At 61.8% G+C, this 25,335-nt stretch carries 21 protein-coding genes and 1 pseudogene; 5 read left to right on the top strand and 17 right to left on the bottom strand.

Annotated elements, in window-relative coordinates:
- Window positions 1-74: 74 nt before the first annotated feature.
- Genes ACG33_RS03635 through ACG33_RS03625 form a run of 3 tightly spaced genes read right to left on the bottom strand, consistent with a single transcriptional unit; the run spans window position 75 to window position 3,521 of the window.
- Complete coding sequence (locus ACG33_RS03635; protein WP_066918777.1) at window positions 75-1,172, bottom strand: DUF2889 domain-containing protein; 1,098 nt, start codon at window positions 1,170-1,172, stop codon at window positions 75-77.
- Window positions 1,173-1,197: 25 nt separating this feature from the next.
- Complete coding sequence (locus ACG33_RS03630) at window positions 1,198-1,992, bottom strand: enoyl-CoA hydratase/isomerase family protein (RefSeq protein ID WP_066918774.1); 795 nt, start codon at window positions 1,990-1,992, stop codon at window positions 1,198-1,200.
- Window positions 1,993-2,000: 8 nt separating this feature from the next.
- Window positions 2,001-3,521, bottom strand: a complete 1,521-nt coding sequence (locus ACG33_RS03625) for a class I adenylate-forming enzyme family protein (RefSeq protein WP_066918772.1) — start codon at window positions 3,519-3,521, stop codon at window positions 2,001-2,003.
- Between the two features lie 202 nt (window positions 3,522-3,723).
- Between ACG33_RS03625 and ACG33_RS03620 the strand changes: the two genes are divergently transcribed.
- The gene (locus tag ACG33_RS03620) at window positions 3,724-5,877 is read left to right on the top strand and encodes a TonB-dependent receptor (RefSeq protein ID WP_210399163.1); all 2,154 of its coding nucleotides are present in this window, start codon (window positions 3,724-3,726) and stop codon (window positions 5,875-5,877) included.
- 209 nt (window positions 5,878-6,086) lie between these two features.
- Here the strand turns inward: ACG33_RS03620 and ACG33_RS03615 are convergent, their stop codons facing one another.
- From ACG33_RS03615 to ACG33_RS17005, 5 genes and pseudogenes are all read right to left on the bottom strand, one after another.
- Entirely contained in the window at window positions 6,087-7,124 is a 1,038-nt protein-coding gene (locus tag ACG33_RS03615; protein WP_066918767.1) for a TIGR03617 family F420-dependent LLM class oxidoreductase, read from the bottom strand.
- Between the two features lie 14 nt (window positions 7,125-7,138).
- Window positions 7,139-8,314, bottom strand: a complete 1,176-nt coding sequence (locus ACG33_RS03610) for a sulfotransferase family protein (RefSeq protein ID WP_066918765.1) — start codon at window positions 8,312-8,314, stop codon at window positions 7,139-7,141.
- Between the two features lie 4 nt (window positions 8,315-8,318).
- The gene (locus ACG33_RS03605) at window positions 8,319-9,536 is read right to left on the bottom strand and encodes a DUF1214 domain-containing protein (RefSeq protein ID WP_066918763.1); all 1,218 of its coding nucleotides are present in this window, start codon (window positions 9,534-9,536) and stop codon (window positions 8,319-8,321) included.
- A gap of 5 nt (window positions 9,537-9,541) precedes the next feature.
- Entirely contained in the window at window positions 9,542-10,681 is a 1,140-nt protein-coding gene (locus ACG33_RS03600; RefSeq protein ID WP_066918761.1) for a zinc-dependent alcohol dehydrogenase, read from the bottom strand.
- A 45-nt stretch (window positions 10,682-10,726) separates the two neighbouring features.
- Window positions 10,727-10,903: pseudogene (locus tag ACG33_RS17005) on the bottom strand (coniferyl aldehyde dehydrogenase); the annotation flags it as partial.
- A 121-nt stretch (window positions 10,904-11,024) separates the two neighbouring features.
- On the opposite strand from ACG33_RS17005, the gene ACG33_RS03595 reads away from it, so the two are divergent.
- Window positions 11,025-11,936, top strand: coding sequence for a helix-turn-helix transcriptional regulator (locus ACG33_RS03595; RefSeq protein ID WP_083536411.1), 912 nt, complete (start codon window positions 11,025-11,027; stop codon window positions 11,934-11,936).
- 20 nt (window positions 11,937-11,956) lie between these two features.
- On the opposite strand, the gene ACG33_RS03590 is transcribed toward ACG33_RS03595, so the two are convergent.
- Window positions 11,957-12,751, bottom strand: a complete 795-nt coding sequence (locus ACG33_RS03590) for an enoyl-CoA hydratase (protein ID WP_157071657.1) — start codon at window positions 12,749-12,751, stop codon at window positions 11,957-11,959.
- A 55-nt stretch (window positions 12,752-12,806) separates the two neighbouring features.
- Window positions 12,807-14,279 carry an aldehyde dehydrogenase family protein gene (locus ACG33_RS03585; protein WP_066918758.1) on the bottom strand — a complete coding sequence of 491 codons (1,473 nt, stop codon included), beginning with the start codon at window positions 14,277-14,279 and terminating at the stop codon, window positions 12,807-12,809.
- 156 nt (window positions 14,280-14,435) lie between these two features.
- Between ACG33_RS03585 and ACG33_RS03580 the strand changes: the two genes are divergently transcribed.
- Window positions 14,436-15,134 carry a TetR/AcrR family transcriptional regulator gene (locus ACG33_RS03580; RefSeq protein ID WP_066918756.1) on the top strand — a complete coding sequence of 233 codons (699 nt, stop codon included), beginning with the start codon at window positions 14,436-14,438 and terminating at the stop codon, window positions 15,132-15,134.
- A gap of 77 nt (window positions 15,135-15,211) precedes the next feature.
- Here ACG33_RS03580 and ACG33_RS03575 read toward each other — a convergent pair whose 3' ends face one another.
- The 7 genes from ACG33_RS03575 to ACG33_RS03545 all read right to left on the bottom strand — a co-directional run bounded on the left by ACG33_RS03575 (window position 15,212) and on the right by ACG33_RS03545 (window position 22,759).
- The gene (locus ACG33_RS03575; RefSeq protein WP_066918754.1) at window positions 15,212-17,584 is read right to left on the bottom strand and encodes a CaiB/BaiF CoA transferase family protein; all 2,373 of its coding nucleotides are present in this window, start codon (window positions 17,582-17,584) and stop codon (window positions 15,212-15,214) included.
- A gap of 62 nt (window positions 17,585-17,646) precedes the next feature.
- A complete protein-coding gene (locus ACG33_RS03570) occupies window positions 17,647-18,066 on the bottom strand; it encodes a Zn-ribbon domain-containing OB-fold protein (protein ID WP_157071656.1) in 420 nt (139 codons plus the stop codon).
- Between the two features lie 7 nt (window positions 18,067-18,073).
- Complete coding sequence (locus ACG33_RS03565) at window positions 18,074-19,231, bottom strand: thiolase C-terminal domain-containing protein (protein ID WP_066918750.1); 1,158 nt, start codon at window positions 19,229-19,231, stop codon at window positions 18,074-18,076.
- A gap of 12 nt (window positions 19,232-19,243) precedes the next feature.
- The gene (locus tag ACG33_RS03560) at window positions 19,244-19,855 is read right to left on the bottom strand and encodes an FAS1-like dehydratase domain-containing protein (protein WP_066918748.1); all 612 of its coding nucleotides are present in this window, start codon (window positions 19,853-19,855) and stop codon (window positions 19,244-19,246) included.
- Complete coding sequence (locus ACG33_RS03555) at window positions 19,852-20,322, bottom strand: hotdog family protein (RefSeq protein WP_066918746.1); 471 nt, start codon at window positions 20,320-20,322, stop codon at window positions 19,852-19,854. The genes ACG33_RS03560 and ACG33_RS03555 overlap by 4 nt, the downstream gene beginning before the upstream one ends.
- A 9-nt stretch (window positions 20,323-20,331) precedes the next feature.
- The gene (locus tag ACG33_RS03550; RefSeq protein WP_066918744.1) at window positions 20,332-21,510 is read right to left on the bottom strand and encodes an acyl-CoA dehydrogenase family protein; all 1,179 of its coding nucleotides are present in this window, start codon (window positions 21,508-21,510) and stop codon (window positions 20,332-20,334) included.
- A 55-nt stretch (window positions 21,511-21,565) separates the two neighbouring features.
- A complete protein-coding gene (locus tag ACG33_RS03545; RefSeq protein WP_066918742.1) occupies window positions 21,566-22,759 on the bottom strand; it encodes an acyl-CoA dehydrogenase family protein in 1,194 nt (397 codons plus the stop codon).
- A gap of 235 nt (window positions 22,760-22,994) precedes the next feature.
- On the opposite strand from ACG33_RS03545, the gene ACG33_RS03540 reads away from it, so the two are divergent.
- Window positions 22,995-24,155, top strand: a complete 1,161-nt coding sequence (locus tag ACG33_RS03540) for an acyl-CoA dehydrogenase family protein (RefSeq protein ID WP_066918740.1) — start codon at window positions 22,995-22,997, stop codon at window positions 24,153-24,155.
- An 18-nt stretch (window positions 24,156-24,173) separates the two neighbouring features.
- Window positions 24,174-25,325 carry an acyl-CoA dehydrogenase family protein gene (locus ACG33_RS03535; RefSeq protein WP_066918738.1) on the top strand — a complete coding sequence of 384 codons (1,152 nt, stop codon included), beginning with the start codon at window positions 24,174-24,176 and terminating at the stop codon, window positions 25,323-25,325.
- Window positions 25,326-25,335: the final 10 nt, after the last annotated feature.

Below are 25,335 nucleotides of genomic sequence, written 5' to 3'. Positions count from 1 at the left end.
GGCTGTCTTGTGAATCTAGACCGGTAGCGAGGATCGCAGCGCGTCACGCAGTGAACGGCGCGGTGTGCTCATCGTCAATCGCTCGCCTGCTCAAGCGCCTGGCGCATCTTGGTCATACATCCACCACTACGCCAGATATAGCAGGAATCCGGAAAGCCGCCGATACCCGCCCCCTTCTCGAGGCTCAGACGGCCGCCTCTGCGCGCCTCCAGCTCGATCATGCGCGTAACACGCGCAGACAGACTCTGTACCAGACTTGGAGCGACGTTGATCAGGGCGGCGAGCAACGGCTCGCGAGAGGTATCGGCGGCGTAGCGGTGCAGCAGTGCCGGCGCAAGTCCCTGCATCACCGGGTGCCCATCGAGCCAGCTGAGTTCCTCGTGCCGATTCTGCCAGCCCGCGGTGCCGAGATCGGTGCGCGTCCGCATGCGCTCCGCCGCATCGAAGGCGCTGATCGTCATCGCGGCGGCATCGACCCGGATGATCGCGCGCACCTCATGTTGGGCGCCGAATCGATCCAGCGGCCCGGTCATGGCTGCAAACGGCAGTGTATGCACATCCGTCAGCTGGATCGCCGCCTCCTGATTTCCGTCGCCGTATTCGAATCCATCGATGACGATGATGCGCTTGGCAATACGCTCGCCCCGTTCGCGGCAATGCTGCCGCGCGGTTGCCTCCCGCCTTTCGCGTTCGATCACCTCGGGCAGGAAGGACACCACCAGTTGCGCAAGCGTGAGCAGATGGCTGCACCCGAGAGGTCCGCCGAAAATCTCGCGCAACCGCCGCGTATTGCCGGTTGCAAGCGTCTCGCCGACCATGCCGCGCAGCAGATGGATCGGATCGCGGCAACTGTCGCCCGCGGTTCGTTCGCTTGCCTCGAAGGCAACCACCTGCTGGCCCGGCTCGAAGCGTTCGATGCGCCCGCTGACCGTATCCACGAGCACGTCCAGCAACATGTGATGAATGATGCCCGCCGTCTGCAGTTCGCCTCCCGTCGGTAGCCAGCCCTGCTTGCGCAGATCGAGAATCGTTGCCAATGCACGCACGCGGCCGGATTCACCCTGAACAGACTCGTCCTGAAACACCTCGACGATGAGTGTGCGGCAATGGATGGGATAACCGCCCGTCTCGAACGGATCGAGACAAATGGGCGTTACGGACGTCGTGCTCACCGCGGTCTCAGCGAGCCACCCGGCTTCAGCACCCGCGAAACACGGGCGAGCGCTTCTCGCGCAGGGCCGCGACCGCCTCGCGATGATCCTCGGTGCGTACCGACAGCGATTCGTAGGCCATCGAGGCCTCCATCACCGGATGAACGATCGCCTTCAGACCGACATTGACCGAGAGCTTGGTCCATTGGATGGCCTTCGCGGCGCCGGCCGCCAGGCGCTCCGCGAAGGACTGGACAGCGCCATCGAGTTCCTCGGCCGGAAGCGCATAGTTGATCAGGCCGATCTTTTCCGCCTCCACCGCCGTCAGGAGTTTACCGGTGAACAGGAATTCCTTGGCCTTGGCGTAGCCGATCAGCTGCGGCCAGATGGCCGCGCCGCCGTCTCCGGCCACGTAGCCGACGAGCACGTGCGGATCGCCGATTTTGGCGTGATTCGCGGCAAACACGATATCGCTGAAGAGTGCCAGCGTGGCGCCGAAACCGACGGCATGTCCATTCACCTTGGCAATGATGGGCTTGGGACAGTCGAGCATCGAGAAAACGATGCGCTTGGCCTCCACCGCCAGCCGATCGAAGCGTGCCGGGTTGTCGATGGACAGCTGCATCGCGTTGTAATCCCCGCCCGCGGAGAACGCCTTGCCTGCTCCGGTCAAAATCACCACGTCGGTGTCGCGATCGTCGGCGCAGTCGCTGAAGACTCGCGCGATCGAGCTGTGCATCCCCTCATCGGCGGCGTTGAGCTGCTCCGGCCGATCGAGGGTCACCGTAAGGATGCGTCCGGAGCGCGTCAGGCTGAGCCCCGGGTAGGAGGTAATATCCATGGAATTCCTCAAGCAAATAGCGCCAGCACATCCGGGCGGCTGATTTTCATCGATACCGTGCGCGGCAAGGCCGCGACGAGTTTGAAACGAACGGGAATCTGATAAGGACTGAGATGTTGGTGCGCATGTGCGCGCAGTTCTTCCTCGGTTGGCGCCGCCACTCCCTGACGCAGCTCGACGGCCGCCACGGGTATTTGACCGAGCCGCTCATCGGAAAGACCGACCACGGCAGCATCCTTCACCCCCGGATGCTGCATCAGCACGGCGGCAACGGCGGTGGTATCGACCTTGAAGCCGCCGCGAATGATGGTGTCGTCCACGCGGCCGTGGATATAAAGGAATCCATCGGCATCGAGCGAGGCGAGATCGCTGGTACGGGTCCATGACGCATCGGCGCCCAGACGCTGGCGCGGCAGCACCTCGAGAACGCCGATCTCGCCAACCGGCAGCTCACGGCCGCTGTCGGCGTCCACCACCCGCAGCCGCACATCGCCACGCGCCCGGCCGACGCTGCCTAGCTTGGTGGCAATATGCTTGCGATGATCCTCGAGCGTCCAGCCGGCAAGACCGCCCATCCACTCGGTCGCCCCGTACTGCACGAGCACCGGGATGCCATAGGTGGCTTCGAAGCGGCGCTGCGTCTCCGGCGGCAGCGGCGCAGTGCCTGCCCGCACGGCAATGAGGCTGGCGAGATCCTCGCGTGGCACATCCGCTTCCAGCACCATGCTCATCGGCGTCGGCGGAAGACTGGAAAAACGCACACGATGCTGCTTGATGGCCGCCACCCATTGTTCGACCGAGAATTTCTCCAGCAGCACGATCGGACGGCCCTCATAGATCGAGAGCAGCGCACCGAACATGCCGCTGACGTGCATCAACGGCGCAAACATCACGCTGGGAGTCGTCTTGAGCGAAGGCGCCGCGGACTGGCCGCCGCTCCTGGTCCCATCCAGGATCGCATCGGCCATCGTCGCCCGGCCGATGCGGATACGCTTGGGTTTTCCCGTGGTACCGCTGGTAAGAATCTCGAGCGCAGTACCGGCAAGTTCCCTACCCCGCCGGCTCTCGGATCGGCCGAGATGCCCCACCCGCTGCAGCGGTCCAAGTCTCCCATCGGGCAGGCACAGGCCGACGATACCGGCCTCCCGGGCAGCTCGCACCGTGCCGTCCTTCCAATCCTGGGCGTCGGCGATCACGGCATCGGGACGAAGCTCACGCAGCTCCTTCTGCAAATCGCCCTCGGGCTGGAAGGGACTCAGACTGACGATGCAACGATCCGAGAGCAGCAGTGCCAGAAGCGCCGCAAGCATGCCGGGGCGGTTGCGCAACAGCACACCGACGGCGGCTGCCGGCCCGATACCAGCCTCGGCAAGCATCTCGTCGATGGTCGTCACGGCCGAACGCAGCTCGCCCCAAGTAAACGTCTGTCCGCCGAATTCGATGGCTCTCGCCTCGGGATCCAGCGTCCAGATCGTCTCGATGTGGCGAAAAAAAGACTCGACTCCAGACTGTGTGGGACTCATGCTCATAGGATGACCGACCGCGGCTTGCGGCGGGCGCAACAGTAGCGCCGCCGAGGTCTCACGGTCGTAGTCCGCTCGGACGATGCAATAAACAATGTCGCTTCCTAGACTTGGCTTAATTGCGACATTAAATAACAGATCGCTACATTAATCGTTGCTAATACACAACACGTCACAACCTGCCTGCAAGGCTGAAGGAAATAAATTCATGCACTCCTCTCCTTCCTTGATGAATCTGACGCTCGCTGCGGCCCTGACAACTGTTGTCGCACTACCTGCCGTAGCACAGAACCAGCATACCAGCGCCGGCGTTGAAGAAGTCATCGTCACGGCCCAGAAGCGCGAAGAATCGCTCCAGGATACGCCGATCTCCATCCTCGCGTTTTCCACCAAAGCCCTGGAGAACCGCGGTATCAAGGCGGTCACGGATCTGCAAACCGATGTACCCGGACTGATCATCAACGAACACCCGAACAGCGCCTCGACCGGACGCCTGATCATGCGCGGCATCGGCCAGGCCAACGACCAGATCACCTACGATCCGAAGGTGTCGATCTATGTCGACGGTGTCTACATGGCCCGCTTCCAGGGATTATCCGCCGAAACGGCGGATCTGGAGCGCATCGAAGTATTGCGTGGTCCTCAGGGTGCGCTCTACGGCCGTAACTCGACCGGTGGTGCGATCAATTTCATCACCAAGGCCCCGCAGCTGGGCAGCTTCAACTTTCGCCAGGATCTCACGGTCGGCAACCGCGATCGCAAGTATTCACGGACCCGTCTCAATATTCCGCTGGGGGATACGGCAGCGGCAGAACTGTCGTACCTGCGGCTGACCGAGGACGGCTACATCAACAATATCGGCAGCGGCGCCGATCGTTTCGGCGACAAGGATCGGCGCGGCTGGCGGGCCGCATTGCTGTGGCAGCCGAACGATCGCCTGGATCTGCGCTACAGCTTCGATCGCTCCGAGATAGAAGACACCCCGGTCTGGATGGGACAGGTGCCGCTTTATCCGGTGACAGCGCACCGGCCCAAGACAGGCTCGGCGTCCGTAAAGGATCTGATTCCCAATGACATCACCGGTCAGGGCCACAACCTCACGGCAACTTTCGACATCAACGATTCGCTGCAGCTGAAATCGATCACCGGCTATCGCGAACTCGACAATTTCACTTATATGCCCTACCACCCTGGGGTGCTTGGACCAGACCCGGTGCTCGTCAACATCATCGACACCCATCAGCGGCAGTTTTCACAGGAGCTGCAACTGATCGGTACAGCCCTGGACTCGCGCCTGCAGTATGTCGGCGGCCTGTTTTATTTTGACGAAAGCGCCACCAGCTACGATATCAATCAGATACCGATGTCGAATATGTACATCGATCGCGACACCTCGGCGGACAACACCGCCTATGCCGTCTACGGCCAGGCCACCTATACGCCGGCAGCGTTCTCCCAGCGTCTGCACCTGACGGTCGGGGCGCGCTACTCCTGGGACGAGCGCAAGGCTACCCGGCAAGTGACGACCACAGTCTCGGGCGCAGCGACACCGGCTCCACGTGAGTTCGGCGATCGCGACTTCAGCGAATTCAGCCCGAACGGTGTCATCGCCTACGATCTCACCGATGACATGAATGTCTATCTCAAGGCGACCAAGGGCTATCAGACCGGCGGTTTCAACCTGACTGCGACCACTCCGCAACGCTTTTCCGCGGGCTTCAAGCCGGAATTCGCTGAAAGCTATGAACTCGGCCTCAAGTCCACCTGGCTGGACAACCGGCTGCGGGTGAACGCCGCGCTGTTCACCACCGACCGCAAGGACATGCAGGTGTCGGTGATGGATCCGGTGACCCCCAGCCTCACGGATATGCTCAATGCCGGCAAAGCGACGGTGAATGGCGCCGAGGTCGATATCACGGCCCGACCCATCCCGGCACTCAATCTGTCCCTGTCCTATGCCTGGCTGGATGCACATTTCGACAGCATTCGAAACAGCGTGGGCGATGATGTAAAGAGTCAATTCGTTTACGATCAGGCGCCCAGGCACAAGGCGTCGGCCACCGCCGGATACGAATGGCCGCATACCAGCTTCGGTACGCCCACGGCCTCGGTGACCTACAACTATCTACACAAGATGGTGGCCTCGTATCAACGCGGTCTCTATATCGATACCTACGGACTGCTGGATGCGCGTCTCAGTCTGACGGATATCCCCGTCAACGGCGGCAATCTGCGTTTCTCGCTCTGGGGTAAGAACCTGACCGACGAAAACTACTATACCTTCCACTTCAGCTACATCGTGCCCACTGCCATGTTCGGTGCGCCGCGCAGCTACGGCCTGGACGTATCGTTGGATTTCTGATCGCGACCGACTGGACGACATCCGGCGCTGGATTTCCGGCGCCGGATGTCATTAAAACCTCCGGCAGCCCCCTGGTGCCAAATACTGTTACAGGCCCGGTGCGGTACGATCCGCTCCGAGCCCCAACCGTCCAAGTTTCATGATGATCCGACGGCCCGATTCTGGCGGCCTCGGAGGGCCCAGGCATCGCATGGGCCTGGCAATAACGCTTACCTTGCAACCCAGCGCGCGCGGATCGCCGCGACGACTCGCGTCAATACCGCATCCTGGTCGACATCGTCGGGTAGCGGCAGCGTGATACGACAGGCCAGATCGGCGAAGCGCCCGGCCAGCGCCTCGGGTAAGTCTTCGTATGTCGCGCACACCAGAAACTCATCGAGCAGGGCTTCCGGCAGCGCAGCGGCCATGTCCTGCCAGCGCCCCTCGCGCGTCAGCTGCTGCAGGTCAGGTCCCACATCCTGCCAGCCGAACAGTGCAAGACTGGGCCAGTAGGCCGGCGTGGAAAAAAGAAAGGCGAGCAGCCCGCGCAGACGTTGGCGCTCGGCAGCCACCGCTCCTGCGTCCGGCCCCATGGCCGTCAACTGCAAAACGCTGATCTTGGGCGGCGCGAGCGCCGCGTCTCGATCGAACGCACCCGCCGCCACCCCAGGCAGGATGACTTCGCGCAAATAGCGCGGCGAGGTGTTGGTCGGATGGGTGTATAGACCATCGGCCACGTTTCCTGCCAAGCGCAGCATCTTCGGCCCCACGGCGCCCAGGGCAATCGGTATGTCGGGCGCCTCGATGGGACCGGGATTGAAAAAGGGCTGTAGACGTGTGAAGCGGTAGTACTCTCCAATGAAGTTCAGCGGTTCACGCGGATTGCGGAAGCTGCGAAAGATAGCCCGCAGTGCGCCGATGTAATCCTTCATGCCGGCGGCCGGCGGCCGCCAGCGCGCAGAATAGCGCTCCTCGATATTCTGCCGGATCTGGCTACCCAGCCCGAGTTCGAATCGCCCACCCGACATCTTCTGCAAATCCCAGGCGGCAAGCGCAACGTTCATCGGGCTGCGTGGAAAAGCCACCAGCACCGAGATGGCAACCTTCAAGCGCGTCGTGGCCGCCAGCGCCTGGCAGGCGAGCAGCAGACCGTCATGAATTGCATCGGCAACAAAGATGCCGTTGTAGCCAAGCCTCTCTGCGCGCCGCGCGAAGTCACCGATGGCCTCGATGCCGCAGTGCTCCGGGGTGGAAGCAAAAATTTCCATGGCGATGATGTCTCTCAGTCGGTGTGCACGCCGGCATTTACACCAGCGGCCGGCGCCACGGCCGGCACCTCCCAGGCGAAGCGGGCAAACTGATCTGCCAGCTCAGAGCGAATACGGGCATCGTCCAGGCCGAATTCGCTCAGGCTGTAGGTATGGCTGGTTTTATGCTTCTTCGCCTGGCTCTGTTCCTCGATGAGAGTCGCTGCAAAAGCCGGCGTCACGGGCAGATCGAGTTGCGCATAGAGTTGCTCGACGGTACGTTTGGGTTCGGCGACAAGATCGTGATAATCGACCACTACCTGCCGCGTCTCGGGATGGCGGGCGAGCACCTCGAGCGGGTAACGAATCATGTGAAACGATTTCGCAGCGAGGTTATCGAGATTGCGCTGGATGCGTGCCTCGTCCCAGCCGCGGTACTTCCAGGCGTTCTTCATCAACTTCAGACTGCTCGGCAGGGTTTCGTAGGGATGACGCATGGCGACGACGATGCGGGCATCGGGAAAAGCTTCCAGCAGGCTCTCGATACGCCCGCAAAACACCGGGTTCTTGCTCAGGTGCGTGCGGCCCGCACCGTTCAAATAAAGCTGGCGCTTGACGCATTCGCGGTAATGAGCCATCAGCCGCCGCCGGCGGGCCGGCGGCGGCTCGTCGATGTAATAAAAATCCATTTCATCGAGGTAGGGCAACATCACCATCCACCACCCTGAGGCGCAGGAGGGTGTGAGCACGAAATCATCCTCCTCCGGCAGTGTCAGGCCCATCGTGTGCATGCCCTGAGTAGCCTTGAACTTGCGCGCCTCCCAAGCACGGATGCGTCGGGCAAGCGGATCTCCCAGGCGCTCGTCCAGACGCGCAATGAACCGGATAGTTTTTTTCTGAATCAACGAGGGAAACCACAGCTCGTAGAGCATGAAGTAGCTGAAGCGCTCGTGGTCCCCGCACATCAGGCGATGCAGCAGCGTGGTGCCGCTGCGGGGATGGCCGACGATGAACACCGGCGCGCGCACCTCCAGCCGGTGCAGGCGCGGAAAGAAAATGCCGTCGAGGAAGAAGCACACGGCATGGAACAGCGCCACCAGCGGCACGCGGATAAGCAAGCGGCGCAGCAGGCGCCGCCGCGTTCGGCCCTGCTCGCGCAGCGCCAGCCGCAGCAAGGTGAAATAGTTGGCAAAATCGAAGTAGAAAAACATGTCTTCAACCCCTGAAACGCCGCCACACCGCCTGGCGGCGTCTGCGCAGCGTTTCGGCGCGCGCCTGCGCATCGATCCTCGGTGTGCCGGCGGGAAGATGCTGGAATATCTCGGTGAGCTTGACCAGCCGGGTGACCGGTTCCGGCCCGGTTTCGCTCAGAAGGTAGCGGATGGTCTGCAGACCCTCGATGTGTCCCATCAGATCGATCCAGTTGTGCACGCGAGGATCGCTATGGGCCAGTACGAGGCGATACTTGGCGTCGGCATCCGGGCGTGCCTGATGACCGTTGAGGCTGGATTGTCGGTAGGTGTAGTCCCAACTTGCCTGCCACCAGTTGTACACCTGGAAACCCCAGTAATGCGCATCGGCCGGCGGTGTAAGCTCGACGATCAAAGCCTCGTCCTCGGCAACTCGATACCAGCCGAAACCATAATGCTGCTCCGGATCGGTCACTGAGCGTCCACGCTCGATCATCGGCACCTGATTGACCGGCTGCGCGTATAGCCCGCGCGATGTCCGATCCCAATACTGGGCGCCGGGGCTGATGAATTTCATGGCGCCGCGCAGGCGTTTGTCGAACTGTTCTGCCGTCATCCGCGGCGGCGGATACTCGGCGCCGACGCGCTCGATTTCCAGATACCACGGCCGTTCGTGGTCCCAATCGTAGAAGAATTGGCGCACACCGAGACCGTCCGCCCTGGCGTCGATGCGCAACCAGTTACCCTCGTGCGGCTCGGGACTGACGATGACTTCGAAAGAGCCGTCCGGTTCGTAGGCGAGATTCAGATTGGTGATCTTGCCGCAGGAGCCGCCCGGATGCTTGTCCTCGGCCGTCTCGTCGCCGAAACTACCGTGGGTTGCCACCAGACTGAGATAGTGAGCACTGCCGCCACTGCCGCGAATCCGATAGGTCGCATCGCCGCGTATGGAGCACTTCGAGTACAGACAATCGGTGTTGTCCTGTCCCCACTTGATCGATGTATCCATGAAGCGGCCGAACTCGGGATAGTCCTTGTCGGCGAACTCGACATGCATGATCAACGCGGCATTGATCAGATTGGTCAAATATCGGTAGCCCTCGGCGCGATCGTACGGTGAATCAGGCGCATGCGGCAGCGTGACGACTTCGCCCGCCCGCCGGATGGCCTCGGCGAAAGCCGACCAGATCTCGCCGCTGACGACCGGTTTGCCAAGCTCGCCCAGCAATTCGCGATAACTCATCCTGCTCACTTCATATCTCCTTGCAGATGTTGCCGCTCATCGAGCCAAGGCTCGATGGCGATGCACATGGGTTCCTCTACGGGCGACTCGCCGGCCAACGTGCGTATCGCCGTCTCCGCCTCACGCAGGGGAAAGCGATGCGTCATCAAGCGGTGCAAAGGATATTTTCCGGAGGCGATGATGCTGATGGCTTGCCGGTATTCACGATGCCCCACACCCACCACGCCGCGCAGGGTGATGTCTTTCCACATCAGGGTATCGGTCGGTATGGCGACCGTGCGGGCACCCTTCGAGCCCGCCAGCACGACGGTGCCGCCGGGCCTGACGATCTCGATGGCGTCCAGCACCGGTTGGGTCGCTTCCGGGGTCAGATCGAGCACCACGTCGGCGAGCCGTCCCGCCGTCTCCTCCTTGACACGTTCGAGCAGATTTTCACGCTGGAAATTGATGGTGACGTCCGCTCCCAGTTCGCGGGCCAGGGCCATTTTGTAGCTGTCCTTGCGACCGGCAACGATGATCTTGCCGGCGCCCGCCTCCCGCGCGGCAATGACGCTGGTCAGACCGCGCTGGCCGGGGGTCATGATGACAATGGTGTCCCCGATGCCGAGTTTCGGTACCGTCACCGCCCAACGGATGCCGCCGCCCAGGGTATTGAACAGCACCGCCTGATTGGCGGCGACGCCCGCAGGGAATTTATACAGGCGGGCGTTGCGATGCAGGTAGAGATATTGGCTATAGCCACCCCACAGCCCCGGTGCGTACTCAGTACCGATGAAGCCGTAAGACTGTTGCTTATCGCCCCAGTTGTTGGTGCAGTTGATATAACGACCGCTCATGCAGGTATCGCAGCAACCGCAGGCCAGGAAAGGATCGACCGTCACGAGATCGCCTTCCTGAACATTCCATCGTCGCGCCGCATGGCGACCGAGCTGATCGATCCGCCCGACGATTTCGTGGCCGGGGATAACGGGGTAACCATGCCCCCACGCAAGTTCACCGCGAAACTGCGCAATGTCACTGCCGCAGATACCGCAAGCCTCGATACGCAACAAACCGTCGTCATCGCCTATGGGCGGCAGCGGCAACTCTCGCAGTTCGAGCGTCTCCTTGTCGTTCAGGACTGCCGCCAATGCAGGGTTCGTCATATTGCACCGCCCTTCTCGTCGGCCTCGCGATGTCGCATAGCCAAATCAGCGCCTCACGCCTCTCTCGGCCAGGAATTCCGTCTTCCTGGTAATGGGCGGGTGGAGACCCAGGGCGCGGCGCGGATCCCACCAGCCGGCCCGGAAGATGGTGCGAGCATGGCTGAATTCGAGAAAGCCCTCGCGCCCCCCGTAGTGCCCCATGCCCGAGGCGGCATTGGCGCCTCCCACGAAAGTTGCCTGTGACTGCTGCAGGCTTCATTCTTTCATCGAGCATAGTGCGCCCGATCCGAACGGCTCAAGCAGGATCGCCTGACAAATACGACATGACTTTAGAGAGACCGACATGGCACGACCACACGAAGGGCGTGAGAAGGAAATCAGGTCAGTGATGACAGGCAGAATTTTTCGCGCAAGCTGTACCGCCCACTCTGTCGGGAATGCCGTCATCGAGATCGGCCATGCCGAGTGGCCCAAGCGCCAGGACATTCGCATCTTTCATCCAGAAAGACATGTCCTGTCCTTCTCGCTGACCGCGCCCAGGCAACCTTCGCACATCAGCTATGAAGGTATCTGGCCGCAGGGTCAATTTGCCACTGTCGGCAAGGTGGCACTCTTTCCCTCGGGAATGCCCTTCGTTGGACGCTACGCCGGCGGCCCACAATCCCTCCTCTGCTGCCACATCCCGAAAAAACACTTCGATGGGCTTACCGGTCACCTCCAAGGAGACTGGTCGGCACGACAACTGCTGGCCGCGACTGATCTGTCGTCGAATCCCTCCATCCGAGTCAACCTACAACGTCTGGCGGAAGAAATGCAGGCACCGGGACTTGCCAGCGAAGCATTGATCGAAGCGCTACTCGCCACGGTGCTGATCGATGTGATACGCCATATCGAGCGTCACGGCATCACTGAGAATAGGACGGGCCAGCTGGCCGCCTGGCAGTTACGACGGATCGAGGAACGCCTGGCCGATCTCGCTGCCGGCGTCCCCAGTCTGACCGAACTGGCCTCGTCATGTGGCATCGGTACGCGCCAGTTGATGCGTACTTTCAAAGCCACCACCGGCAAGACGGTACATGAGCATGTGACGGCACAACAATTGGCACAGGCGCGTGTGTTTCTGGCAAAAACGGATCTGCCCCTCAAACGCATCGCCTTGCAGCTGGGTTACCGTCACCCTGCCAGTTTCTCGGTCGCCTTTCGTCGTGCCTACGGTGAGACGCCGAGCAACTTCCGCAACCGCCAGCGTCAATGACGCCCTTTCGGGACGAATCTCTAATCCGTCTCGTCCTTGCTCAGCATGCGGCCACGCGCCTGTACGCTCGTCCGCCGCGTCGCAATCACGGCCGGCGAGACAGTGCGCGCGTAAGCCAGCGCCAGTGATCTTTCGTAGCCCATGGCCTCCGCCAGCGGCATTCCATAGCCATCATCGATCAACTTCTTGTAAGCCTTGAGCAGCTCCGGCACGGTGGAAGCCATCTCGGCGGCCAATGAGCGGCATACGGGCAGCAAGTCGGCGGCGGCCACTACACGATTCACGAGACCCCACTCACAGGCGCGTTCAGCCGTAAGGAAGTTGCCGGTGAAGCTGAGCTCCTTGGCGCGGGCGATACCGATCAGGCGTGGCAGTCGCTGGCTCAGGCCCCAGCCGGGCAGCATCCCGACGCGGACATGGGTGTCAGCGAACATCGCCTCGCTCGAGGCGATGATGAGATCGCAGCCAAGTGCCAGTTCGAATCCTGCCGTGATGGCAGGTCCGTTGATGGCGCCGATGATCGGACCTTCAAAGGCTGCCATGGCATCCATCATGTCCCAACCGGAGGCCGCATCCCCATCGCCCGTTTGATTCATTCCACCGGCCAGCTCCTTCAAATCCATACCGCCGCAAAACGCACGTCCGGCGCCGGTGAGAATCGCCACGCGTATCAGCGGATCTGCCTGAATATCGCGAAATACCTGGCTGAAGGCGCAGCGCAGCCCGATGCTCAGTGCGTTCATGGCATCCGGGCGATTCAGCGTGAGGATGGCAACAGCACCACTTTTCTCGACGAGCAGCACGGGCGATGACATCTCTTTCTCCTTGCCTGCACCCAGGCAGAAGGGCGGATCGACGCACAAACGAACCTCAACCGGGCGGTGTACCGGGCAGCGCGATCACCTTGGTCTCCAGATGTTCCTCGAAGCCCTGCTCGCCGTTCTCACGGCCGATACCGCTTTGTCGATAACCCCCAAAGGGTGCATCGACCTGAAACCACTGTCCGCCGTTCACCGAGATGGTGCCCGTACGGATGCGGCGCGCGACCTGCAGCGCACGCGCCTCATCCGGCGAATATACCGCTCCCGAAAGCCCGTAGACGGAATCGTTGGCGATGCGCACGGCCTGTTCATCACCGTCATAAGGGATCACGCAGCAGACCGGGCCGAAGATTTCTTCCTGCGCGATCGTCGCGCGCGGATCGACATCCACGAACAAGGTCGGCTCGACAAAAAAACCGCGGCGTGTCGGGCGCCCGCCGCCCACGAGGAGCCGAGCTCCCTCGGCGCGGCCGCGCTCGATGTAGCCGAGTACACGCTCCTGTTGACGTCTCGATATCTGCGGACCTTGAAGATTGACGGGATCTTCCGGATCGCCGTACTTCCATGCCTGGAATGCCGTGCGCAGGATCTCGATGCTCTCGGCGTAGCGGCTGCGCGGCACCAGCCAGCGCGTTGTGAGAGCACAGCCCTGGCCGGCGTGGATGCAAGTGGCCGCGGCACCCGGCAGCACGCTCGCAAGATCGGCATCATCGAGCACAATGGCGGCACTCTTGCCGCCAAGTTCCAGAAAGACTTTCTTGAGATTGCCGGCACTGCATTCCATCACGCGCCGGCCGGTCGCCGTGGAGCCCGTGAAGGACACCATGTCGACGCGCGGATCGCGCACCAGCGCCTCACCCACGAGCGAATCGGCGGAGGCAACGATATTGAGCACCCCCGCGGGGAGTTCGGTATGTTCGCTTGCGATTCGCCCCAGGTGCGTCGCCGACCAGGGCGTATCGGGAGCCGGCTTCAGCACGACCGTACAGCCGGCGGCGAGTGCATGACCGATCTTGGTCAGATTCAGCAGCAGCGGCACATTCCAGGGCGTGATCGCACCGACCACGCCCATGGCCTCGCGGCGCAGCAGGCGTCGTACCCGCTGGCCGAGGAAGGATCCCTCCGGCATGGCGCGCTCGTAAACATAGCGCTCGGCCTTCTCCGCCCACCAGGAGAGCATGTCGATAGGGCCGTCCACATGCATGAAGGTCGTGAGTGATATGGGCGCGCCGGCCTCGCGCACCACGATCGCGCGCAGTTGCTCCTTTTCCGCGAGCAGCCCGGCGTGGAGCTGGCGCAGGCAGCGCGCACGCAAGGCCGGATCGCTCGCCCAGCCCGTTTCATCGAACGCACGCCGCGCCGCGGCAACCGCTGCCCGCATATCCGCCGCCGTACCGTCGGCCGTCGTGCCGAGCACTTGCCCGGTGGCTGGATTGAGGTTCTCAAAGCGAGCACCGGTGGAGGATTCGACCAACCGGCCGTCGATGAAGAGTCGGGTTTCAGGAGCAAGGTCGGGAAGCATCACGGAGCACCTCTTGGAGATGAAACAGGTTTTTCACCGTATCGCTTCAAACATCGCAGATACGCATGCGTGCGACAGCCATTCCGGGGAACTCGAAGCTCTTTTCGCACCCGCCAAAGTATAATGATCTCGCTCGAAGCTCTTGGAACGCATTTCATGCCGAAGAGAAAGCGCCCCGTCTCTCGCCCGCGCCAAAAATCGCCGCGCCGCACGCAGGCCGAACGTCGCGCCACCTCCGAGCAGAAAATCATCGATGCAGCCATGCGCGTCATCAGCCGCAAGGGTACCGATCGGCTGACGCTATCCGAGGTGGGGGCCGAGGCCGGCTACAGCCGCGGCCTGCCCGCTCATCTGTTCGGCAACAAGCAAGGCCTCTTGCTCCACGTCGTGGAACGCTATATGCGCTACGTCGTCGGCAACACTCACTTCGCGCTACCGGATTGGGAGCCGGGACAGGGCATGCAGCGACTGCGCGCGACCATTCGGATCTGGATGGAAACGGGGGTGCGCTTTCCCGAGTATTTCCGGACGTATCTGATCCTCTCGGGCGAGGCCGTGCGCGAGGAGTCCACGACCATGAGCGCAGCACTGCGAACCCGGATCTATAAAATAAACAGCCGAACCCGCGAGCAGCTGGGACGCTACCTCAAGCAGGGCAAGAAACACGGCGAGGTGGCAGCCGACGCCGATCCGGATCATGAGGCGATGCTGATGATGAGCACCTTGTTGGGCTTGTTGGCATTCTGGATGCTCGATCCCGATAGCTTCGATCTTCGCAAGGCCGCGGACCGCTGCCTCGATGATCTGCTTGCGCGATTGGAATTGAAAAAGCCAAGGACTCGCAAAACCGGTTGACACTCAACCGCAGCCGCGACTGCCGCAACCGATGAGACCTGCCCGACTCATCGCCAGCCGCATCCCCAGGCTGCCCTCTATGCCCCCCGCAGCCGCTCGCCGATGACACTGCCCGCCTTGAGAGCCTCGAACTCTTCCGGGGTCACTCCCAGCAGGCCCGTCAGCACTTCCTGGTTGTGCTGGCCGAGCATGGGAGCAGGCCGGCGCTGCTCGCAGATCGCCTCCGAAAAACGGATCGGGAATCCCGGATAGCGATGTGTACCGACCAGCGGCCGCGCCAGCGGCTGATGCATGTTCCTGGCCTCGAACTGCGGATCATCCAGGAGTTCCATCGGCTTCAGCACCGCACCCGAAATGATGCCAAGGTCCTGGAGGCGCTCCATCACCGCGCGCTTGTCCTGACTCCGGGTCCACTGACCGATCGCTTCATCGAGCGCATGTTCGTTGTGTTTGCGGGCGGCGGCAGTCGCGTATCGCTCATCCTGAATCCATTCCGGCCTGCCCATGACTGTCGCCAGCGCCGCCCACTGCGGCGCAGACTCCACGGAAATGCTCACCCATTCATCCTCGCCACGACAGGGATATACATTGTGCGGCGCAAAGACCGGATCATGGTTGCCCATGCGCGGCTGCAACTTTCCCGTCAGCTGATATTCGATGATATCCGGTCCGAGCAGGAAGGCGAGCGACTCGACCTGCGACATGTCGATGTGCTGTCCCCGGCCTGTGCGTTCCCGCTCCTCGAGCGCCAGCAATACCGAGTACACGGCCATGAAACCGGAAGTCACATCGGAGGCCGCCATCATGTGCGTCGGCGGACCGCCTTCATAACCCGAAGCGGCGGCGGCTCCGCCGATCTGATCGAATACGTAACCGAAGCCGACGAAATCCCGCCATGGACCGGTTTGCCCGAAGCAGGACATCGAGACCAGGATGATGCGAGGATTGATCTCCTTGAGCCGCTGGTAATCGAAGCCGAGATTGCCCATGACACGGGGCGAAAAATTCTCGATGACCACATCGCTCTGTTCGATGAGCTTCGTAAAGAGCTCCTTGCCCCGCGGTGAAGTCAGATCGAGCGTGATGCCGCGCTTGTTGGTATTGCTGGCATTGAAATACGAGCCCAATTCATAAAAAAGCGGATCGGTCGGATTCGAGGTGTTGTAGAAGCGAAAACCGTCGGGTCTTTGTACCGACTCGATCTTGATCACGTCGGCGCCCAAACCGCCCAGCAGCGAGGTGCCCGTGGGTCCCGAACGATAGTGCGTCAGATCGGCGATACGCAGACCGGCAAGCAGTTCCTTGGCGGCACCGATACGGCCGGGGGACTGCTGCGGCTGCGGCATCGGTCCAAGGTTCTGCAGCGCTTCCTGATCGTGTTCGCCGCGCCGCGGTGCCGGTTGCAGATCGCCGCGCAGCGAGATGGACCGAAACGGCGCGCCCGGCTGCAAAAATTCACCCAGTCCGGGCTGAATGCTGCGAACCATGAAATCCCGGGCCTGGAATTGATCGCAGGCGATGAGTTCCTTCGGCGTGAAGGGAATACCGGCGGGAATCTGCAGCTCCTGTGCGGCGTAGAAAGCCTCCATCTGAGTCTTGTCTTTGGCCCACTCCCGCGCCGCCGCCATGAACTCCGGTACGATCGCCCGTTTTTTCTGCATGTCATAGAGCAAAGTGGGATCTTCGGCCAGATGAAACAGGCCGAGGATGGCGCAGGTATTGTCCCACTGGCTGGCGGACAAATGATTGAGTGCAACCCAGCCATCTCGAGCCTCAACGTAGAACATCTGCAGCGCCGCGGAAAAACTCCTGTGCAGCGGCGGGCAGCCGAACTGCTCCAGCACCTGCGGGTAAGAAAGCATGCTCAGGCACGCCTCCAGTGAAGAGACATCCACGTGCTGGCCTCGCCCATCCACACGCCGGCCGCGCAGGGCGGCCAGCGCGCCGATGGCTCCATGGATGCCCGCCATGTAGTACATCACGGGAAAGCCTACCTGCAGTGGTTCGCGATCCGCCTCACCGAAGGTATAGGCCCAACCGCCGAGCGCCGAAATCGACAAATGATCCGCCCGGTAGTGACGATAGGGTCCGGATTGACCGAAGTCCGTGATGGAGACCAGGATGATCCCCGGATTGATCGCCGCCAACTCACCATAGCCCAGACCGAGGGCTTCCATGGTTCCAGGACGCGATGATTCGATAATGATGTCCGCGGTGGCGGCCAGGCGCAAAAAAATCTCTCGCTCGCCGGTGTCGGCCGGATTCAGCGCAAGACCCCGCTTGTTCTGATTGAGAAAGACCTCGAGCGTGCTCGCCCGAGCAAGTTCACCTTCAGCGGATGAGTCCACCCTGAAGACTTGGGCACCGCCATCGGCGAGCAATCGCGCGCAGAAAGGTCCGGCGATACCGTCGCTGATATCGATGACTCGTAGTCCTTCCAACCCGGCCATCGTGTCCTCCTGCCGTCTTTCCTCCTGCTGTCGGAACCGGCTGCTCGTACTGTTGGAACCGGCTATTCGGCCACCCGGAATCGCAACAAAGTCACTTGCTCGTCGATATCTTCGAAGCCAGCCTCGACCGCCAAACCCTCGCGCAGTTCCTCGAGGCGGCAGTCGATGCTCCCGACCACACGGAAACCTTCCTCCATCTCGACCACGACGACCGGATAGGGAACCTTGTCCGCGAACCAGGGATGCGATGGCCGGCGCACGACGATCCAGCTATAGACCTTGCCACGTCCGGAGGACTTACGCCAGCCTCGCTCGAGGCAACGGCAGTGGGGACAGGTCGGCTGGGGTGGAAAAATGAGCGCGCTGCAGCGCGGGCATTCCTGCACGAGCACCTCGTGGCGCCGCAGACCCGCCCACCATTCCTGATGATCCGGATCGATCTGTGGCATCGGGCGCGGGAACTTCGATATCTGCTGTGTCACTTGAAGTTCACCTCGAAAAAATCACGGCGCTCGTGGGTGCTCCCCAGCAACTCGTGACGAGTGAGAATTCCACATCCTCGACCTGTGCGGTGGAGGTGCCGCGAATCTGGCGCACGCCTTCGAGAATAAGATTCCAGCCATGGATGTAGCCTTCGGACAAAAGTCCCCCGGCGGTATTGAGCGGTAGTTCACCGCCGAGGCCGACCCGTCCGTCACCGACGAAAGCGGCCGCATCACCCTTGCGGCAAAAGCCGAAGTCCTCGAGCGTGGTGAGCACCAGCGGCGCGAAGTGATCGTAGATCTGCGCCACATCGATATTGTCCGGTGCCAGGCCGCTATCCTTCCAGAGATGTTCAGCGGTAGCCACCGTCTCGATGCCTGCGGTAAAGGACTCTCGATACCAGTTCGTCTGATACCACACCGGAAAACCGGTCGCCTGCACGGCCGCATGGATATAGGCGGGGACGGACTTCAGTCCGCGGGCCCGCTCGGCCGAGGTCACGATATAGGCCACGGCACCGTCCGTTTCGAGACAGTAATCGTAGCGGCACAGCGGCTCGGCGAGCATCGGTGCGTTGAGATAATCCTCGCGCGTCAGCGTCTTCTTGTACTGCATCGCCAGCGGATTGCGGTTGGCATGGGCACGAAAGGTCACCGGTACACTCGACCATTGCTCGCGCGTATCTCCAAACTCGATCATTCGCCGGCGCGCATGCATGGCCGTCCATTCACCCGGCACGATCAGACCATAAGGCGCATGCAGTCCGTACACCCAGGGGAAGGTCGGCACGGCATCCGAGCTACCGTAACGGTGTCCGGAGCGTTCATTGAGCGAGCGATAGGCAACGACGGCATTGCATACACCGGAGGCCACCATCATGGCCGCCTGCGCCACGGTGCCGCAGGGAGAGCCGCCGCCGTGGGGAATGGTGGCGTAGGAGCGTATGTTACGCAGCCCCACCGAATTGATGACATCGATCTGGTTGGTGTCATCGTAATCCGAGTTCACGATGCCATCGATATCGTCCGGTTCCAGGCCGGCATCCTCCAAGGCTGCCAGGACTGCCTCCGCCGACAGGCGCCGCTCGCTGCGGCCCGAATTCGCGGAAAACTCGGTCGCGCCGATACCGACGACGGCCGTCTTGCCTCTAAGCGGACTACTCACGTGAGTTCTCCATCAGGCGGCAGGCTTGTAGCCCGCTCCCGTACCGAATTTATAGCGAAAGATCGTCCGGCTGTCGGTGATACAAAGCTCGCCCCGCTGATTACGAAAGAAGGCCTTGACGGTCACCTGATGCCCAACGCCGACCCGAAAGGTCTTGGGCACGATCGACATCAATTGCTCGCTCTTGGACACCCGATCGCCCGGACGCAGCGGCTGGAAACATTCCACTTCATAGTCGGTCGCCAGCAAGCGGTTGCCGGGCAGCGGAACGGTCATGAACAAGGTCGGCGTCTCCTTGGGAGCTTCCAGCCACTCGGGCCGCCAGACATTGTGCTCCCCGGTCAGCACGATCACGCCCCATGGAGCAATACGCCCGCCCCATCGAGTCTGCTTGCCGAACTCTTCGCTCCAGTAGAGCGGATTCGGATCCTGAATCCCCTCCACGAAGTGTTCGATGTGCTCGATATCGATCGGATAGGGCTGCTCGACCGGTTCGGTCTCGCGGCCGATCCACTGCATGCCTTCCTCTTCGGTGCCGATACGATAGACATACCCGGCAGGGTCGGTTTCGAGCACTACGTTGTTCTCTTTGGCACTCTCTTTGGCACTCTCTTTGCCGCTCACTTCACATCTCCCTTGGCCGCCTCTCCTGGTGCAGGCAGAACGACCGTGGCGCTGCCCGTCGTGACCTTTTCCGCATCCTGCTTGTCGAGCCAGATATCGAGATCGATGAGATGTTCGCCGTTCTCGATTCTTTTCCCGGTCACCACGCCCTTGCCCGTGACCGTGTCGTAGCGCACGACCGGGCGGCCCATGCGATATTTGATCTTTCTCGGAATGCTGTTTGGCCCCGCCCAGCCGCACACCAGCCGCTGCAGCAGACCATGCTGCCAGGTCGCGTTCATGAAAATATCCGGCAGCCCCTGCGCACGCGCATATTCCACGTCATGGTGTCCCGGATACCAGTCGTGGTGAGACGAGGCAATGAACAAAAACTGTGTATGACTCAGCGGGCCGATGCTGATCGAGGGAATCTCCTCGCCGACCTTCACATCGTCATAACAAATATCTTTTACGGGCGGCAATTGCATCGCAATCTCCTATATGTAGGCGAGCGAGTATTTCTCGTCGAATCCTGTCGGATCCTTGTCGAGGATTTCCGCCGCAACGATCGTCTCGTGATACTGGCTATTGCCCAGCGTCTGCTGCAACTGCTTGGCCCAGCGCAGGAACGGTGTCGTACGCGCATCGGCCGTCGCGCCCAGTCCACCGTGCAGTTGGGTCGCCAGCTGCGTGGACTCCACGGCTGAATAGCCGACAAAGGCCTTCGCCGTGGATACCGCCTCGCGGCTCGGGATACCCTGATCGATGAGCCAGGCGGCGTAATAGCCGAGATACTCACCCATGGCATTCTTTGCCCAGGCCGTGGCCAGATAGTTCTGTATTGCCTGGAAGGCTCCGATTGGCTGGCCGTACTGCACTCGTTCCTTGGAGTAACTCACCGCCAGTTCATGCGCGCCTTCCGCGATGCCGGTCATATAGCCGCAAAGGATGACCGTGGCGGCCTGGATCACGGGGTCGAGCACGGACCAGGCGTGATCTACCCGGCCGACCACATTGCCGGCGTCGACCGATACGTTGTTCAGCAAGACCTTTGCCTGGGGCTGCAAGGCCAGCGTCTGCAGCGGGACATACTCGATGCCGGGCGTGCGGGCATCGATCAGGAACATCGTCAAGCCCTGCTCGGGATCGCCGCTGTCGCGGGTCCGCGCCACGACGAGCATTTTCTCGGCCTGCTCGGCGAATTCCACATAGTGCTTGATACCGTTCAGCACGTAACGCCCTTGTTCGAGCCGTGCCGTCGTCTTGACCGTCGCAGCATCGGGCCGTGCGCTGGCCTCGCCGAAGGCAAAGGACATCAACAGCTCCCCTGCTGCGATCCTGGGCAGGAGAGTGCGTTTCTGTTCCTCGGAACCGCCTTCGAGAACCGCACGGCCGGCGAGCAGCACCGTGGACAGGATCGGGCTCGGCAAGGCCACCCGCCCCATCTCCCGCATCAGCAGCGCCATGTCGAGATTCGCCAGGCCCATACCGCCGCAATCCTCCGGATAAATGGCCCCGGTCCAGCCCATCCCGGCCATCTGCATCCAGAGTTCGTGGGGATAGCGATCGGGAAGCTTCTCCCAGTCGCGTATGGTGGCGAGCGGACACGAATCCCGCAGGAACTCCCGGGCGCTGTCCACCATCATCTGTTGTTCATCGGTCAGATTGACGTTCATGGGTATCGCTCACCAGTCGTTCAATACTCGTTCAGCACTCGCTCAATTCGATCGCTCAATTCGACCATCGCGGCAGGCCGAGTCCCTGCTGGGCGATGATTTTTCGATTAAGATCCATGCCGCCCGCACCGGAAAGTTCATGACCCGCCCAGCCGTATTCGGCTGCCCACCAGCCATCGAGCGGCGCGTCCGGGCTGCCCTCCGTCAGGAGTCCGTTGGAACGCATGATGTCGAGGGCGAGATTGGCCTTCTCCCAACTCAGCATGGCGCGGTACATCTTGCAGGCCGAGGCCTCGAGCGTCGGAATGTAGTTCTTGTCGGCGGTGCGCGCCCCGGCGATGAGTTGCATCATTTTGCCGCCGGCGATTTTCACATGCATGTTCGCCAGCGACTGCCTGACCACCGGATCCGCAGCCAGGCGCTGACCGTCGATCTCGGCGCCGCGCACCCATTGCGTGAAGCGTTCGAACGGCTCGCTTACGGCCTTGAAATTGATCATGGTCATACGCTCGCGGGCCAGCGCCTCCATCAGGTGCTCCCAGCCGCGGCCGCGCTCGCCGACCAGGTAGCGTTTCGGCACCCGCACCTCGTCCATGTAGACCTCGCAGGTCTGGATACCATTCATCATTTCGAATACCTGGATGGTGACTCCAGGCAGGTTGGAACGCATCAGGACGATGCTCAGGCCCTTGTGCCGTACCGATCCCGCCTCCGTACGCACCAGCGTCCACAAATAATCGGACGTGTCGGCGCAGGTGATGAAGCGCTTTTGACCGGTGATGAGAAAGTCGTCGCCATCGTCGACCGCACGCGTGCGGATACTGGCGATGTCGTTACCGGAATCGGGCTCGCTGTAGTTGATGGCGAAGCGCAGTTCCGCGGCAAGCATGCGCGGCAGAAACTCCTGCTTGAGCTCCTCGGAAGCAATCTGCAACAGGGTGTTACCGATAATGCCCACGATGTAGGTGAGGGTCACCGCGACGCCCTCAAGATCCGCATGATGCAATTCGTCGATCAGAATATATTCGACCATGGGCATCCGTTCCCCGCCCAGGCCGCCGTACTCCTTGGGAAATGCGGCGCCCAGCCAGCCCTTGTCCGCCATTTTCTTCAGGAAGGCCATCTCGAGATGCACATGCTCGGCGTGGATCTCATGAAAGCCTTTGAGTTCGGGTGGACAGTGCTCCGCGATGAATTTGCGAACTTCCAGGCGAAATTCCTGCTCATCAGGGGTATAGCGGAAATCCATATGATCGCTTCTCCACGTGGTATATGGACCGGGTGGTCCATACCGGTATCCAAAGGCACTCAACCGCAGCGGACTTCGCCCTGGAACCCGGGTTGCATACGAATCTTGCACTCGAGTTTGGTGGAATCGTATCGGCCCGGTCATCGTCTCTTTGGACGACGCGAGCACTCCCCGCGGTGACTACTCATAGCACCCTGAACTGCAACCACACTGCGCCCACGAAGGGGATCGACTCTTGAAGACAAGGACCGAGAACTACGCAGACATACGCGATGCCGTGCGGGATCTCTGCACGGCATTCCCGGACGAGTATTTCCGCCGGAAGGAGGCCGAGCAGGCCTATCCCGAGGAATTCGTCCAGGCGCTGACCAAGGCGGGATGGCTGGCGGCGCTGATTCCCCAGCAGTACGGGGGTTCCGGCCTCGGCCTTGCCGAAGCCTCGGTCATCATGGAAGAAATCAACCGCTGCGGCGGCAACTCTGCCGCCTGCCATGGGCAGATGTACAACATGGGGACACTGCTGCGCCACGGCTCGGAGGAACAGAAGCAGCGCTACCTGCCGAAGATCGCCTCGGGTGAACTGCGGCTGCAGGCGATGGGGGTCACCGAACCCACGAGCGGCACCGACACCACCCGCATCAGGACGACCGCCGTCAAGAAGGGTGACCGCTATCTCGTCAACGGTCAAAAAGTTTTCATCTCGCGCGTACGACATTCGGATCTCATGATCCTGCTGGCGCGCACCACGCCGCTCGCCGAGGTCGCCAAGAAGTCCGAAGGCATGTCGATCTTCGTCGTGGATCTGCGCGAGGCGATGCGCCGCGGTCTCACCGTGAAACCCATTCCCAACATGCTCAATCAAGATACCAACGAGCTGTTCTTCGACGATCTGGAGATCTCCGCCGAGAACCTCATCGGTCAGGAGGGCAAGGGCTTCAAGTACATCCTCGACGGGCTGAACGCCGAGCGCACGCTGATCGCCGCCGAGTGCATCGGCGACGGCCATTGGTTCGTTGACCGGGTCACCGCCTATGCCAACCGGCGCGTCGTCTTCGGCCGCCCGATCGGCCAGAATCAGGGCGTGCAATTCCCGATCGCCGAAGCCTACATCGAGATCGAGGCGGCCAATCTGATGCGCTTCGAGGCCTGCCGTCTGTTCGATGCCGGCCAACCCTGCGGCGCTCAGGCGAACATGGCCAAGCACCTCGCGGCCAAAGCCTCCTGGGAAGCCGCCAACGCCTGCCTGCAGTTCCACGGCGGCTTCGGTTTCGCCAACGAATATGATGTGGAGCGCAAGTTCCGCGAAACACGTCTCTATCAGGTGGCACCGATCTCGACCAACCTGATCCTCGCCTACGTCGCCGAGCACCTGCTCGGCCTGCCGCGCTCCTACTGAGCGCTCGGAGTTGCCTCGATGATCCGGGATCAGGATGCACTGAGATCGCTGCTGGAGACCGTTTCGCGCTTCGTGCGTGAGCGCCTGGTGCAGGCGGAGCGAATCGTCGATGAAACCGACGAAATCCCCGCCGACATCGTCGCGGAAATGAAGGCGATGGGCCTTTTCGGCCTGACCATCCCCGAGGAATACGGGGGTCTCGGCCTCACCATGGAGGAAGAGGTTCTGGCCATGTTCGTCATGGGTCAGACCTCGCCCGCCTTCCGCTCGCTGTTCGGCACGACCGTCGGCATCGGCTCGCAGGGGATTCTCATGGACGGCACGCCCGAACAAAAGGCGCGCTACCTGCCGCGTCTCGCCACCGGGGAACTCATCGCCTCCTTCGCGCTCACCGAGCCGGAAGCAGGCTCGGACGCCGCCTCGCTGCGCACCTCGGCGACGCTCAGCGGTGACAGTTATGTTCTCAACGGCACCAAGCGCTTCATCACCAATGCGCCGCTGGCCGGCATGTTCACCGTCATGGCGCGCACGGATCCCGGCAGCAAGGGAGCCGGTGGGGTCTCGGCCTTCATCGTCGAGGCCGGAACCCCGGGACTGCGGCTCGGCAAGCGCGATCGCAAGATGGGGCAGCGCGGCGCCTGGACCTGTGACGTGATCTTCGAGGACTGCCGCGTGCCGGCCGCGAATATCATCGGCGGACGGCCCGGACTTGGATTCAAGACCGCCATGAAGGTCCTGGAGAAGGGCCGCATCCACATCGCCGCCATCTGCGTCGGCGTCGCCGAACGCATGCTGGGGGATGCCCTGCGCTATGCGAGAGAGCGCAAGCAGTTCGGGCAGGCGATCGGCGAGTTCCAACTGGTGCAGGCGATGCTCGCCGACAGCAAGGCGGAACTCTACGCCGCACGCTGCATGACCCTCGATGCGGCCCAGCGCCGCGATCGCGGCGAGAACGTGAGCACCGAAGCGTCCTGCGCCAAGCTGTTCGCATCCGAAATGTGCGGGCGAGTCGCCGACCGGGCGGTGCAGATCCTGGGCGGAGCCGGCTACATGGCCGAGTATGGCATCGAGCGTTTCTACCGGGATGTCAGGTTGTTCCGGATCTTCGAAGGCACGACGCAGATTCAGCAGCTCGTCATCGCACGAAATATGATGAAGAGCGATTCCTGAGGAGATGGGA

Origin of the sequence: Steroidobacter denitrificans, assembly GCF_001579945.1 — a bacterium.
Lineage (GTDB): Bacteria > Pseudomonadota > Gammaproteobacteria > Steroidobacterales > Steroidobacteraceae > Steroidobacter > Steroidobacter denitrificans.
The sequence above is the reverse complement of the archived record's forward strand: the minus strand, read 5'-3'. Positions and strand labels throughout refer to the sequence as shown.

Excerpts from the sequence above, each read along its gene's own strand:
- ACG33_RS03550 (WP_066918744.1), bottom strand. The coding sequence starts at position 21,510 with ATGAACGTCAATCTGACCGATGAACAACAGATGATGGTGGACAGCGCC.
- ACG33_RS03585 (WP_066918758.1), bottom strand. The coding sequence starts at position 14,279 with ATGCTTCCCGACCTTGCTCCTGAAACCCGACTCTTCATCGACGGCCGG.
- ACG33_RS03605 (WP_066918763.1), bottom strand. The coding sequence starts at position 9,536 with ATGAGTTATCGCGAATTGCTGGGCGAGCTTGGCAAACCGGTCGTCAGC.
- ACG33_RS03600 (WP_066918761.1), bottom strand. The coding sequence starts at position 10,681 with ATGACGAACCCTGCATTGGCGGCAGTCCTGAACGACAAGGAGACGCTC.
- ACG33_RS03610 (WP_066918765.1), bottom strand. The coding sequence starts at position 8,314 with ATGTTTTTCTACTTCGATTTTGCCAACTATTTCACCTTGCTGCGGCTG.
- ACG33_RS03545 (WP_066918742.1), bottom strand. The coding sequence starts at position 22,759 with ATGGATTTCCGCTATACCCCTGATGAGCAGGAATTTCGCCTGGAAGTT.
- ACG33_RS03595 (WP_083536411.1), top strand. The coding sequence starts at position 11,025 with ATGGCACGACCACACGAAGGGCGTGAGAAGGAAATCAGGTCAGTGATG.
- ACG33_RS03555 (WP_066918746.1), bottom strand. The coding sequence starts at position 20,322 with ATGCAATTGCCGCCCGTAAAAGATATTTGTTATGACGATGTGAAGGTC.
- ACG33_RS03575 (WP_066918754.1), bottom strand. The coding sequence starts at position 17,584 with ATGGCCGGGTTGGAAGGACTACGAGTCATCGATATCAGCGACGGTATC.
- ACG33_RS03580 (WP_066918756.1), top strand. The coding sequence starts at position 14,436 with ATGCCGAAGAGAAAGCGCCCCGTCTCTCGCCCGCGCCAAAAATCGCCG.
- ACG33_RS03625 (WP_066918772.1), bottom strand. The coding sequence starts at position 3,521 with ATGAGCATGAGTCCCACACAGTCTGGAGTCGAGTCTTTTTTTCGCCAC.
- ACG33_RS03630 (WP_066918774.1), bottom strand. The coding sequence starts at position 1,992 with ATGGATATTACCTCCTACCCGGGGCTCAGCCTGACGCGCTCCGGACGC.
- ACG33_RS03535 (WP_066918738.1), top strand. The coding sequence starts at position 24,174 with ATGATCCGGGATCAGGATGCACTGAGATCGCTGCTGGAGACCGTTTCG.
- ACG33_RS03615 (WP_066918767.1), bottom strand. The coding sequence starts at position 7,124 with ATGGAAATTTTTGCTTCCACCCCGGAGCACTGCGGCATCGAGGCCATC.
- ACG33_RS03620 (WP_210399163.1), top strand. The coding sequence starts at position 3,724 with ATGCACTCCTCTCCTTCCTTGATGAATCTGACGCTCGCTGCGGCCCTG.
- ACG33_RS03590 (WP_157071657.1), bottom strand. The coding sequence starts at position 12,751 with ATGTCATCGCCCGTGCTGCTCGTCGAGAAAAGTGGTGCTGTTGCCATC.